We start from the raw sequence: 10,704 nt of genomic DNA, 5'->3' as shown, positions 1-10,704 counted from the left end.
GGATCACGCCCCAAGGTATCATCGTGAACCCGGTGCCCACCGACCTGAAGGTGAAGGTCTGGGTGGACAAGGACCCGGCCAAGACGGGGCAGGCGGTCTACCAGGTGGGGGAGCCGATTTATGTTTACGTGAGCGTCAACCAGGACGCCTACGTTTACCTCTTCAACATCAACGCGGACGGGCGGATTGACCCCATTTTGCCCAACGCCTACGAGCGGAACAACTTTCTGCGGGCGGGGGAGACCCGGCGTTTCCCCCCGGAGGGGGGGCGGTACCGCTACACCGTCACCGGCCCCGAGGGGCAGGACCGGATTCTGGCCGTGGCCAGCAAAGAGCCCCTTTCCATCGGAAAGATCCTGAATATTGAACAGAACCAGGTTCAGGTCCAGGGGGCAGAGGGGCTGGCCCGGGCGCTCTCCATCGTGGTGGAGCCCCTTCCGGACGAGGACTGGGTGACGGACGTGGCGGTGTACTTCGTGGTGGGGCGGGTCCTGCCTCCCGCCTCGGCCCGGGCCAGTTTGGAGGTGGACTCCTCCCCCCGGGGGGCAGGGGTCTTGGTGGACGGGAGGGCGGTGGGCAGCACGCCTGTGGTCCTAGAAGTGAGCCCTGGCCGGCACGAGGTGGAGGTCCGGCTCTCCGGTTACCAGAGCTTCAAGGCCACGGTGAACCCCAGGCCTGGGGAGCGGGTCCGCCTCTTTGCCCAGCTCGTTCCCGAGGCTAGAACCGGATTCCTCTACGTGAACTCCACCCCCCAAGGGGCGGAGGTCTACGTCTCGGGCCAGCTCAAAGGACGTACGCCCATCTCCCTTAGCCTCCCCGAGGGAAGCTACCCGGTGGAGCTCCGCCTGGCGGACTACGAGCCCTACCGGGCCACCCTTCAGGTGGAGCGAGGCCGGGAGACCCGCCTGGAGGTCCGTCTCAACCCCCTGCCCAGAACCGGTACCCTTAGGCTGGACTCGAGGCCCCAAGGGGCGGAGGTCTACGTGGACGGCACCCTCGTGGGCCGTACCCCCTTCTCCCTTACCCTGGCCGAGGGGCGGCATGAGGTGCGGGTTGTCCTGGCGGGCTACAACGAGTACCGGGCCCAGGTGGAGGTGAGACGGAACGAGACCACCCAGCTCTTCGTCCAGCTCGTCCCCGCCCGGGCGGTGGTGGAGCTCTATCTGAACGCTGAGGCCCGGGTCTTCCTGGACGGGACGGAGGTGGGCCTGGCCAAGGGGGGCTACCTCCGGTTTGAAGCCCCCTTTGGAAAGCACGAGCTCACCTTGGTGGCCCCCGGGTATAGGACTTTGGTCCAGACGCTTGACCTCTACCAAAACCAGGTCTTCCGGTTTACCCTGACGCCGCTTTAAGGCTTCTCCTTCCAGGCTCCCCGCCCAGGCGGGGGGCCTTTTGTAAGATGCGGGGGATGGATGCGATCGTTCTGGCCGGGGGAAAAGAGGCCTGGGCCCGGGGGCCAAAGGCCCTTTACCCTTACAGAGGCCGGCCCCTTGCCGACTGGGTCCTTTCTGCCCTGAAGGGGGCAGGTCTTCGGGTGGTGTACGTGGGGGAGGACCGGGGGCTTTCCGTCCGGCCGGACCTGGTCCTTCCGGACACTGGGGGCATCTTGGAAAACCTGGTCTCCGCCCTTCCTCACACCCAAAGCCGCGTTTTGGTCTGCACGGCGGACCTCCCCTATTTGACGCGGGAGGCGGTGGAGTTCGTTCTCGGTCAGGACCCTAAGGCGGCCCTGGTCTACACCATCGTCCCCAAGGAGGCGGTGGAGGCCCAGTTTCCCGGGTCCAAAAGGACCTATGCCCGGCTTAGGGAAGGGGTGTTCACCGGGGGCAACCTTCTCCTTTTGGACCGGGGCCTCTTCGAAAAGGCCCTTCCCCTGGCGAAAAAGGTCGTGGCGCTGCGGAAGAAACCCTTGGCCTTGGCCCGGCTCGTGGGCCTGGATATCCTGGTCCTTTACCTTCTCGGCCGGCTTTCCCTTGGCCACCTCGAGGCCCGGGCCCAGAGGATCCTAGGCCTGGAGGCCCGGGCTCTCATCGTCCCCTATGCGGAGGTGGGGATGGACCTGGACCGGCCTGGGGTAAGCTAGGGCCATGCGTACGGTTAAGGAACTGCGCCTGGCCGGGCTTTTCTCCTACCTGGCCGCTTTGGTCCTGGGCCTGCTCGCCTCCCTTATGGTCCATGCCCTTACCGGAGGGGGTGGGAAGTTCGGCTGGGAGGGGTTCAACTTCATAGGCCTTCTGGAGGGGGTTTTCTTCCTTCTGGTGTTTACCTTTGCCCTGTACCTGGCCCAGGGGGCGGTCCGGGTCCCCTGCGGAACCCTCCTCACCGCGGGCCTCGTCGCCCCCAAGCCGGTGCGGGCCTTGGCCCGGCCCGTGCCCCTTCTGGATGGCCTGGAGGCCTACGAGGGGCGTGGGGTAGCGGTTCTGGTCCAGGAGGGGCGGCCCGTGGGGGTCTTGGGGCTCTCCGACCAGATCCTTCCCTGGGAGGAGGCGGCCGTAGTGGGTCCGGAGGTGGCGGTGACGGAGCTTAGGCCCCTCTTTTGGAACCGCCCGGCGGTCTTCGTGGCCGAAGGAGATCGCATCTTGGGGGTGGTCTTCCGGGAGCCCCTCTTGACGCGGGGGGGGATGGCCTAAAATAGGGGGGAGCGAAGGCTCGGGAGGTGAAGGATGCCGCATGTGATCTGTGAGCCCTGCATCGGAGTAAAGGACCAGTCCTGCGTGGAGGTCTGCCCGGTGGAGTGCATCTACGACGGGGGGGACCAGTTCTACATCCACCCGGAGGAGTGCATCGACTGCGGGGCCTGTGTTCCCGCCTGCCCCGTGAACGCCATCTTCCCCGAGGAGGACGTCCCCGAGGAGTGGAAGTCCTACATCGAGAAGAACCGTAAGCTGGCCGGGCTTTCCTGAGCCGTCAGGGGGTTTTGAGCTCCTTTGCGTACCAGGCGAGGGGAGGCCCTCCCTCCTTGACGAACCGGTACCCCTGGGCCTGGAAGAACCGCCGGGCCCTGGGGTTCTGCCCGTAGACCACCGCATAAATCCGCCGGACGCTTCCCGTTAGGGTTGCCTCGAGGTGGGCCAGGGCCGCTTGGCCAAGGCCGTTCCCCTGGAGGCTTTCCCGGATGAGGAGGAGGCTCAAGGTGGCCTCCTCTTCCTCCGGGTAGTGGAGCTTATAGTCCAAATAGCCCACCGGTACCCCGTGGGCTTCGATCAGAAAGGCCCGGCGCCGTGGGTCCTGGGAAAGGGCGCTGATCTCCCGCACCACGTCCTCGAGGGTGGGAGTCTCCATCCCGATCTGGGCGAAGTAGGAGGGGCTTTCCCGATAGATGGCGTGAACCAGAGGGGCATCGTCCAAGGACAGAGGGCGGAAGCGCACGGATACCAGCCGCATCCCTTCCATCCTACCGGTTTCCGGTTTGAAAAGGGAAAACCCCGGGGGTTGACCCCGGGGCGCCCGTTTCCCAGGTTACTTGCGGGCGGGCTCCACCACGGTGACGTTCACCGCCTGGGGCCCCTTGCCGTTCTTGCCCGGCTCCACGTCAAAGGTGACGATGTCCCCTTCATTAAGGGTGCGGAAGCCCTTGGCGTTGATGGCGCTGAAGTGAACGAAGACATCCGTATCCCCCTCCCGCTCGATAAACCCGTAGCCCTTTTCCGCGTTGAACCACTTGACCCGACCCTTCTGCATACCGCTCCTTTTGCACGAGGCCGTCCGGCCCCATCCCGGGGCTCGAGGGCGGAACTGCCCATGGGGCCACCTCGAGGGCCCGGAATGCCTCACTATACCACGCCCCGTTTACTTTTTGAATCCCCGCCTGAGCCGTTCCCAGAACCCTTCGGGGAGGACCTCCTCCCCCACCTCCTTCGCGTAGGCCCTAAGGAGTTCCCGCGCCTTGGGGGAGAGCTTCCTCGGCACCTGGATCTCCGTGACCACCCGGAGGTTGCCCCGCCCCCCCCGGGGCAGGGGAAGGCCCGCTCCTTCCAGCTCAAACACCTCTCCCGGCCCTGTTCCAGGGGGGATCTCCAAGGGGATGGGCCCCTCCAGGCCCGGTACCTCCACCCGCGTTCCCAGGGCGGCCTGGGCCAGGCCGAGCCTCAGGCGGTAGAGGAGGTGGGGTCCTTCCCGCTCCAGCTCCGGGTGGGGCCGCACCTTAAGGCGGAGGTACAGGTCCCCCGGCCCCCCGGGGGCCAGGTTGCCCATCCCCGGGACTCGCAAAAGGGCCTGCTCGTCCATCCCCGGGGGCACCTGGACCCTCAGGGTCTCTCTCCGGCTCACCCGGCCCCTTCCCCCGCAGGTGCGGCACGCCTCCTTGAGGACGTACCCCTGGCCGCGGCAGTGAGGGCAGGTGGTCCGCTGGACGAAGGAGCCGAAGAAGCCCTGACGGTAAGTCTCCACCACCCCCCTTCCCCCACAGCTGGGGCAGACCAGGCGGCTTCCCCCCGCCCCTTGGCAGTCCGGGCAGGGGACCAGCCGGGCGTAGTGCACCTCCGCCTCTTTGCCGGTGAGGAGGTCCTTGAGCTCCACCTCCACCTCCGCCTCCAGGTCCTCCCCCCGGGGGGTGCGGCCGGGCCGGATGCCGAAGACCTGCTCAAAAAGGCTGAAGAGGTCGCTCCAGGAAAACTCCCCCACCTCCTGGCCCCGGTCGTAGGCGGCTCTTTTCTCGGGGTCGGAGAGGACGGCGTAGGCCTCGTTGATCTCCTTAAAGCGCTCTTCGATCTCCTTGTTCCCCGGGTGCTTGTCCGGGTGGTACTCGAGGGCGAGCCGCCGGTAGGCCCGTTTGATCTCCTCCTGGGTGGCGTCCTTGCTTACGCCCAAAATGGCGTAGTAGTCCTTCACCAGGTGTAGTGTACCGCATAAGGCTTTACGAGGAAGAGGCCGTTTCGGTATAGTGCTTGGCAGTGAGGGCCTTCCGAGCTACGCCGTGAGGGTGCCCTTCCCTGGGGAAGGGGCCCTCGGGTGCTGCTCGGGGGGTTTTTTCTTTGGAGGTGAGGATGCTTTTGACTCCCGGACCTACCCCCGTCCACCCGGAGGTGCAGAAGGCCCTTATGACCCCGATGCGGGGGCATCTGGACCCGGAGGTCCTGGCGGTAAACCGGGCCATCCAGGACCGGCTCCGAACCCTCTTTGACCCGGATGAGGGCGCCTTGGTGGCGGCCTTGACCGGCTCGGGAAGCCTGGGCATGGAGGCGGCCTTTGCGAACCTCAAGGAGGGGCCGGTTCTTGTCTTGGAGACGGGGGCCTTCTCGGCCCGTATGGCGGAGATGAGCCGGGCCTATGGCCTAAAGACCGACCTCCTCTCGTTTCCTCCGGGGGAACCCGTCCGCTTGGAGGCGGTGAAGGCGGCGCTTAGGCGGAAAAGGTATCGGCTTTTGGCCATGGTCCACGGGGAGACGAGCACAGGGGTCCTGAACCCGGTGGAGGAGGTGGGGGCCCTGGTGGAGGGGACGGGGGCGGTCTTCATGGTGGACGCGGTGACCACCTTGGGCATGCTCCCCTTTTCCATGCGGCGCACCCGGGCCGACTATGCCTTTACGGGAAGCCAGAAATGCCTTTGTGCCCCTCCGGGCCTGGCCCCCTTTGCCCTTTCCAGAAGGGGGCGGGCCCTCCTCCAAGGCGGGCGGGCCTGGTACGTGGACTTCGAGCGGGTGGCGGAGCACTGGGAAAGGGGCGGCTACCACCACACCACCCCGGTCCTCCTCCACTACGCCCTTTTGGCCGCCTTGGACCGGGCGCTTTCCGAGGGGGTAGAGGCCCGCTCTAGGCGGGCGCAGCGGGTTTTCGCCTGGCTTTTGGAGGAGCTTTCCGAGAGGGGCTTCTCCCTTTACCCCAAGGAAAGCCCACTCCCCACGGTCCTGGTGGTCCGGCCCCCTAAGGTCATAGAGGCCGAGGCCTTGAGGTTGGCCCTTTACCAGGAAGGGTACACGGTGGCCGGGGGGATCGGCCCCACCCGGGGGCAGGTCCTGCGCCTGGGGCTCATGGGGGACCAGGCGGAGGAGGGGGTGTACCGAGGCTTCCTCGAGGCCTTGGACCGGGTGCTTCAGCGCATGAAGACCAGGGCGTAGACCAGGGCCAACGCCATCCGGTAGTAGGCGAAGGGGGCGAAGCCCAGCCTCTCCACCAGGCGGAGCATGAGGCGCACCGTGAGGGAAGCGGTGAGAAAAGCGGTGAGAAGCCCCAAGGCCAGAAGGCCGTACCCCCCTTGGGGAAAGGCCTGGACGCTTTTTAGGAGGTCGTACCCCGTGGCGGCCAGCATCGTGGGCACGGCCAGGAGGAAGCTCATCTCCGCGGCCGCCTTCCGGTCTAGGCCCACGAAAAGCCCCCCCAAGATGGTGATCCCGCTCCGGCTCGTGCCGGGGATGACCGCTGCGAGGCTCTGAAAAACCCCCACTAAAGCGGCCTCCCTCAGGGGAAGCTCGTTCAAGTCTCGGTATCTGGCCCGGTTCGCCAGGGCCCGGTCGGCATAGAGGAGGAGAAGCCCCACCAGAAAGAGGGCCAGGACCACGATCCAGTCCTTGCCCAGGATGACCTCCTTGATCAGGCGGTAAAGGAGGAAGCCCACAAGGGCGGTGGGCAAAAAGGCGGCCAGGATCCGCTTCCAAGCCTCGAGGTCCCTTAAAAACCGCTTCCTGTAAAGAAGGAGAACGGCCAGGATCGCCCCCAGCTGGATAGCGATAACGAAGCTTTTCAAAAAGGGGTCGTGCTCCAGGTCCAGGCCCAGGGCATGGGAAAGAAGGGTCAGATGCCCGGTGGAGGAGATGGGGAGGTACTCGGTAAGCCCCTCCACCACGCCGAGGAAGAAGGCCTCCCAAGCGCTCATGAAAGGGCATGATACCATGAAGGGCATGGAGGTCTCGGTCCTCCTACCCGCCGCAGGCCTGGGGGAGAGGCTCGGCCAGGGTCCCAAGGCCTTTTTAAAGGTGGGGGGGAGGACGCTTTTAGACTGGGTGCTGGACACCTTTTCCTTTGCGGATGAGATCCTGGTGGCCCTTCCCCCGGGGTACCGGCTTCCGGACCGGGGGCGGGTGCGCTACCTCGAGGGGGGGAAGACCCGGCAGGAGAGCGTGGCCCGGCTTCTGGCGGAGGCGAACACCGCGATGGTCCTCGTTCACGATGTGGCCCGCCCCTTTGCCAGCCGGGCGCTGGCCCTCCGGGTCTTGGAAAAGGCGAGGGCCACGGGGGCGGCGGTTCCGGTGCTGCCTGTGCCCGACACCCTGGTGGAGGCGGTGGGCGGGGAGTATGGGCCGGTTCTGCCCCGGGAGCGGCTCAGACTCGTCCAGACCCCCCAGGGGTTCTTCACCGCCCTTTTAAGGGAGGCCCACGCGTACGCCAAAATGAAGGGGATCCAGGCCACGGACGATGCCCAGCTGGTCCGGGCGCTCGGCTACCCCGTGGCGCTGGTGGAGGGGGAAGTGCGGGCCTTTAAGATCACCTACCCGGAGGATCTGGCCCTGGCCCAAGCCCTGGTATGGAACGCCTAGCCCCGGCCAAGGTCAACCTGGGCCTCTCCCTCCTGGGCCGCCGCCCGGACGGCTACCATGAGCTGCACACCCTCTTCGCCCAGGTGAGCGTGGGGGACCTGGTCCGCCTGGAACCCACCCCGGGCGGGGTGGAGTTCAGGGGGAGGTATGGGAAGCGAAACCTGGTCTACCGGGCGGCCACGGCCTACCTGGAGGCCGCAGGCTGGCCCGGGGGGGTGCGGGTGGAGCTGGAAAAGCGCCTTCCTGAGGCGGCAGGCCTGGGTGGGGGAAGCTCGGACGCAGCGGCGGTCCTCCTCCTACTTAAGGACCTCTACCCCGCGCCGGTGGACCTCTTCGCCCTGGCCCGCTCCCTGGGGGCGGATGTCCCCTTCTTCCTCCTCGGGGGGGTGGCGGAGGCCCGTGGGGTGGGGGAGGTGCTCCGGCCCTTGGAGGCCCCTAGGGTTCCGGTGGTCCTCTTCTACGGGGGGCCCCGGCTTCCCACCCCCAGGGTCTACGCGGAGGTCAAGCCCCACGACTATGGGGGGCCTTTGAACGTGGAGGCCATTTTAAACGCCCTACCGGGGGGAGAGCCTCCTTACTGGAACAGCCTGGAAGGGCCGGCTTTCCGCCTGCAACCCGAGCTCAAAAAGGTGAAGGAGAGGATGCAGGCTTTGGGGCTTCGGGGGGTCTTGATGAGCGGCTCCGGGAGCAGCTTCTTTGGCCTGGCCTCCTCCCTCGAGGAGGCCCAGGAGGCGGCCAAGGCCTTGAGGCCGCTTGGGTGGGCTAGGGCGGGGTGGCTCGGATGAAGGTGAGGGCGCTTCTTCTGAAGTATGGTCCGACGTTTGAGCGCATCCTTCAGCTGCCCATCCGCTGGGACAGGGAACGGTTCACCTACTGGCTCCTCCAGGACTACCCCTTTGTGGAGGCGCTTTTCCGCTTCCAGGCGGGGCTTTTAAGGGAGGCCCCCCAGGCCCACCGCCTGGCCCTCCTCGAGGCCCTCCGGGCCACGGTGGAGGAGCTAGACTGGCTCCTCGCCCAGGGAGCGGACCCTTCCGCTCCTGTTCATCCCGTGAGGCAGGCCTATATTGAGCTCCTTTCGGAGTTGGAAAGCCGCCCTTATCCTTCGCGGACCGTCCTCCACTACACGATGCAACGGGTTTTTCTGGATGCCTGGGTGGTCCATGCCAAGAGCGAAGAGACCCTGGAGGTGGCCCAGCACTGGACCGCTCCTGAGTTCCAGGCGGTGCTTTACGACCTCGAGGTCCTGGCCGAAGGGGCGATGGGGGAGGTGGAGGCATCCCTTCTGGGCCCTGACCTCGAGCGCATCCTGGAGATGGAGTACCGGTCCTGGTGCCTTCTTCTCTCTGAGGAGGCCGGGGCCTAGGCCTGGGCAAACCAGAACCTTGGGGAAACCGTATCCTATACTAGGGCTGGATGAGCCTCGAGGCCTTTTCCGATGAGGCCCTCTTAGCCCTGGTAGCCCGTCAGGAGGAGGAGGCGTTAAGGGTGCTCTTTAGACGCTACTCGGGTGCATTCCTTAGTCTGGCGCGCCGTTTTGGGCTGGACGCGGCCACGTCAGAGGATGTGCTGCAGGAGGTTTTCCTGCGCGTTTGGCACGGGGCTGCCACCTTTGACCCCAGGCGGGCCTCGGCCCGGGCTTGGCTTTTCTCCCTCGCCCATCACGCGGTGGTGGACGAGCTGAGACGGCGCCGGGCCAGGCCCCAGGCGGTGGAGCCCTTCTCCGATCCAGAGGATCCGGAAGAGGTGGCCTTTGATCTGCCGGGCCCTGGGCTGGATGAAGACGCCCATTTGGACCGGCTTCGCCTTACCCGGGCCCTGAAGACCCTTCCCCCGGAAGAGGCGGAGGTCCTCCACCTTCTCTTCTACCAAGGCTACACCCACGAGGAGGCGGCCAAGCGCTTGGGCCTGCCCCTGGGAACCCTGAAGACCCGGGCTCGCCGGGCTTTGTTCCGTCTCAAGGAGGTTCTCGGTGAGCCCTGAGGAGGTCCGCGAGCTTCTGCCTTTTTACGTTCTGAACGCCCTTCCTCCTGGTGAGCGAGAACGGCTGGACAAAGCCCTCGAGGCCCATCCTGAGCTCTGGGGGGAGGTGCGGGCCCTCCGCGAGGTCGTGGCCGCGCTTTTAGAGGGAGAGGAGGCTCCTGCCCCGGCGGGCCTCGAGACCCGGCTTATGGCCCGCATCCGGCGGGAAAAGTACCGGAGGCGCTGGCCTAGCCATCTGGGGCGGGCCGCGGCCGTGATCGCCCTCCTTTTGGGGGGGTATGGCCTCCTCTGGACGGGGGGCTGGCTTTTGACCTTGGGCCGTCCGGACACCCAGGTCTTTGCCCTGGAGCGCCCAAGCGGAGGGGTGGTGGGCCGGGTTATCCTGCGACAGGACAGGACCGCCCTGGTCATCCTTACCTCTTCCCCACCCCCGGGCCGGGTCTACCAGGCCTGGGGGGTGAAGACGGACGGGCTGATGCCCTTGCCCACCTTCCGCCTCCCCCTGAAAACCCTGCGCCTTCCCCCCGAGGCCAGGGCCTTGGCCATCTCCTTGGAGCCCCCCGGGGGGAGTTCCAGACCCAGCCAGGTTCTAGGGCTGCCGAGGTGAACGCACCCGAGGGGGGTAGGGGCCGCCCTCGAGGCCCGCTCCGCCTGAAGGGGGAGGGGTGGAGGGGGGCTCTACGCCTCACGGCCTTTGCCGCCTGGCCTAAGAACCCCCCTCCACCCCTCTTCACACCTGGCGACGAGAGGGCGTGGGCCTCCCCAGGGGGGGTGCCACGGTCTTTAAATCCAATCCGCCTCCCTTTGCGTATTAGGAAGTAGAGGGGTCAAAAACCAAGCCCCTCTAAGGGAGGGATAGCGTATGGGAAAGGCGATGTTGGAGGGTCGGTTGGACCGGAGGACGGCTCTTAAAGGTTTGGGATCTGTAGGCGCGGGAATGCTTTTTGGTGGCGTTCTTTCCTCTTGCCAGGCCCCGGCCCAGGCCCAGAACATCGATAGGGATATCCTTAACTTCGCCCTCAACCTGGAATACCTGGAGGCGGCCTTCTACCTGGCCGCGGTGGGCCGGCTGAAGGACCTCCCCGGCGGGGGGGCCTCGGTGATCCTGCCTCAAGGGGTCTCCGGTTCTACCACTGTTCCTGGCCTGACGGGTGACGATCTGGACTTGGCGAAAGAGATTGCCAATGACGAGCTGGCCCACGTCAACTTCCTCCGCCAAGCCCTAGGGGATGCAGCGGTATCCCGGCCCGTC

15 protein-coding genes are annotated in these 10,704 nt (G+C 66.2%); 11 read left to right on the top strand and 4 right to left on the bottom strand.

What is annotated here, in order from left to right; translation table 11 throughout:
• Window positions 1-2 precede the first annotated feature (2 nt).
• The 4 genes from C4301_RS07970 to C4301_RS07955 are packed head-to-tail and all read left to right on the top strand — an operon-like array spanning window position 3 to window position 2,903.
• Window positions 3-1,352, top strand: a complete 1,350-nt coding sequence (locus C4301_RS07970; protein WP_352414566.1) for a PEGA domain-containing protein — start codon at window positions 3-5, stop codon at window positions 1,350-1,352.
• 56 nt (window positions 1,353-1,408) lie between these two features.
• Window positions 1,409-2,083 (top strand): NTP transferase domain-containing protein, encoded by a 675-nt coding sequence (locus C4301_RS07965; RefSeq protein ID WP_352414565.1) that lies wholly within the window; start codon window positions 1,409-1,411, stop codon window positions 2,081-2,083.
• A 4-nt stretch (window positions 2,084-2,087) separates the two neighbouring features.
• Window positions 2,088-2,630 (top strand): hypothetical protein, encoded by a 543-nt coding sequence (locus C4301_RS07960; protein WP_352414564.1) that lies wholly within the window; start codon window positions 2,088-2,090, stop codon window positions 2,628-2,630.
• A gap of 33 nt (window positions 2,631-2,663) precedes the next feature.
• Entirely contained in the window at window positions 2,664-2,903 is a 240-nt protein-coding gene (locus C4301_RS07955) for a ferredoxin (RefSeq protein WP_352414563.1), read from the top strand.
• 4 nt (window positions 2,904-2,907) lie between these two features.
• Here C4301_RS07955 and C4301_RS07950 read toward each other — a convergent pair whose 3' ends face one another.
• The 3 genes from C4301_RS07950 to C4301_RS07940 form a co-directional block, all read right to left on the bottom strand.
• On the bottom strand, window positions 2,908-3,393 hold the full coding sequence (locus tag C4301_RS07950; protein WP_352414562.1) for a GNAT family N-acetyltransferase: 486 nt from the start codon (window positions 3,391-3,393) through the stop codon (window positions 2,908-2,910).
• Window positions 3,394-3,459: 66 nt separating this feature from the next.
• Window positions 3,460-3,681 carry a cold-shock protein gene (locus C4301_RS07945; protein WP_038064636.1) on the bottom strand — a complete coding sequence of 74 codons (222 nt, stop codon included), beginning with the start codon at window positions 3,679-3,681 and terminating at the stop codon, window positions 3,460-3,462.
• A 108-nt stretch (window positions 3,682-3,789) separates the two neighbouring features.
• Window positions 3,790-4,830: a DnaJ C-terminal domain-containing protein gene (locus tag C4301_RS07940; protein WP_352414561.1), complete on the bottom strand. Its 1,041-nt coding sequence runs from the start codon at window positions 4,828-4,830 to the stop codon at window positions 3,790-3,792.
• Between the two features lie 155 nt (window positions 4,831-4,985).
• On the opposite strand from C4301_RS07940, the gene C4301_RS07935 reads away from it, so the two are divergent.
• On the top strand, window positions 4,986-6,056 hold the full coding sequence (locus tag C4301_RS07935; protein ID WP_352414560.1) for an aminotransferase class V-fold PLP-dependent enzyme: 1,071 nt from the start codon (window positions 4,986-4,988) through the stop codon (window positions 6,054-6,056).
• Here C4301_RS07935 and uppP read toward each other — a convergent pair.
• Window positions 6,032-6,811, bottom strand: a complete 780-nt coding sequence (gene uppP, locus C4301_RS07930) for an undecaprenyl-diphosphatase UppP (protein WP_352414559.1) — start codon at window positions 6,809-6,811, stop codon at window positions 6,032-6,034. The two genes, C4301_RS07935 and uppP, sit on opposite strands and share 25 nt — an antisense overlap.
• Before the next feature lie 25 nt (window positions 6,812-6,836).
• Between uppP and ispD the strand changes: the two genes are divergently transcribed.
• The 6 genes from ispD to C4301_RS07900 form a co-directional block, all read left to right on the top strand.
• Window positions 6,837-7,472 carry a 2-C-methyl-D-erythritol 4-phosphate cytidylyltransferase gene (ispD, locus tag C4301_RS07925; protein ID WP_352414558.1) on the top strand — a complete coding sequence of 212 codons (636 nt, stop codon included), beginning with the start codon at window positions 6,837-6,839 and terminating at the stop codon, window positions 7,470-7,472.
• Window positions 7,460-8,257, top strand: coding sequence for a 4-(cytidine 5'-diphospho)-2-C-methyl-D-erythritol kinase (gene ispE / locus C4301_RS07920; RefSeq protein WP_352414557.1), 798 nt, complete (start codon window positions 7,460-7,462; stop codon window positions 8,255-8,257). The genes ispD and ispE overlap by 13 nt, the downstream gene beginning before the upstream one ends.
• Window positions 8,254-8,835 carry a TenA family protein gene (locus C4301_RS07915; RefSeq protein ID WP_503012409.1) on the top strand — a complete coding sequence of 194 codons (582 nt, stop codon included), beginning with the start codon at window positions 8,254-8,256 and terminating at the stop codon, window positions 8,833-8,835. The genes ispE and C4301_RS07915 overlap by 4 nt, the downstream gene beginning before the upstream one ends.
• A gap of 50 nt (window positions 8,836-8,885) precedes the next feature.
• Window positions 8,886-9,452, top strand: a complete 567-nt coding sequence (locus tag C4301_RS07910) for a sigma-70 family RNA polymerase sigma factor (protein WP_352414555.1) — start codon at window positions 8,886-8,888, stop codon at window positions 9,450-9,452.
• Window positions 9,442-10,059: an anti-sigma factor gene (locus C4301_RS07905; RefSeq protein ID WP_352414554.1), complete on the top strand. Its 618-nt coding sequence runs from the start codon at window positions 9,442-9,444 to the stop codon at window positions 10,057-10,059. The genes C4301_RS07910 and C4301_RS07905 overlap by 11 nt, the downstream gene beginning before the upstream one ends.
• A gap of 330 nt (window positions 10,060-10,389) precedes the next feature.
• Window positions 10,390-10,704 (top strand): ferritin-like domain-containing protein (locus tag C4301_RS07900; RefSeq protein WP_352414553.1); only part of this gene is annotated, 315 nt, incomplete at its 3' end.

Origin of the sequence: Thermus sp., assembly GCF_040290245.1 — a bacterium.
Taxonomy (GTDB): domain Bacteria; phylum Deinococcota; class Deinococci; order Deinococcales; family Thermaceae; genus Thermus_A.
The sequence above is the reverse complement of the archived record's forward strand: the minus strand, read 5'-3'. Positions and strand labels throughout refer to the sequence as shown.

What these genes read in the sequence shown, in the direction of transcription:
- C4301_RS07915 (WP_503012409.1), top strand. Translation starts at nt 8,254, where the DNA reads ATGAAGGTGAGGGCGCTTCTTCTGAAGTATGGTCCGACGTTTGAGCGC.
- C4301_RS07950 (WP_352414562.1), bottom strand. Translation starts at nt 3,393, where the DNA reads ATGGAAGGGATGCGGCTGGTATCCGTGCGCTTCCGCCCTCTGTCCTTG.
- ispD (WP_352414558.1), top strand. Translation starts at nt 6,837, where the DNA reads ATGGAGGTCTCGGTCCTCCTACCCGCCGCAGGCCTGGGGGAGAGGCTC.
- C4301_RS07960 (WP_352414564.1), top strand. Translation starts at nt 2,088, where the DNA reads ATGCGTACGGTTAAGGAACTGCGCCTGGCCGGGCTTTTCTCCTACCTG.
- ispE (WP_352414557.1), top strand. Translation starts at nt 7,460, where the DNA reads ATGGAACGCCTAGCCCCGGCCAAGGTCAACCTGGGCCTCTCCCTCCTG.
- uppP (WP_352414559.1), bottom strand. Translation starts at nt 6,811, where the DNA reads ATGAGCGCTTGGGAGGCCTTCTTCCTCGGCGTGGTGGAGGGGCTTACC.
- C4301_RS07965 (WP_352414565.1), top strand. Translation starts at nt 1,409, where the DNA reads ATGGATGCGATCGTTCTGGCCGGGGGAAAAGAGGCCTGGGCCCGGGGG.
- C4301_RS07910 (WP_352414555.1), top strand. Translation starts at nt 8,886, where the DNA reads ATGAGCCTCGAGGCCTTTTCCGATGAGGCCCTCTTAGCCCTGGTAGCC.
- C4301_RS07945 (WP_038064636.1), bottom strand. Translation starts at nt 3,681, where the DNA reads ATGCAGAAGGGTCGGGTCAAGTGGTTCAACGCGGAAAAGGGCTACGGG.
- C4301_RS07955 (WP_352414563.1), top strand. Translation starts at nt 2,664, where the DNA reads ATGCCGCATGTGATCTGTGAGCCCTGCATCGGAGTAAAGGACCAGTCC.
- C4301_RS07935 (WP_352414560.1), top strand. Translation starts at nt 4,986, where the DNA reads ATGCTTTTGACTCCCGGACCTACCCCCGTCCACCCGGAGGTGCAGAAG.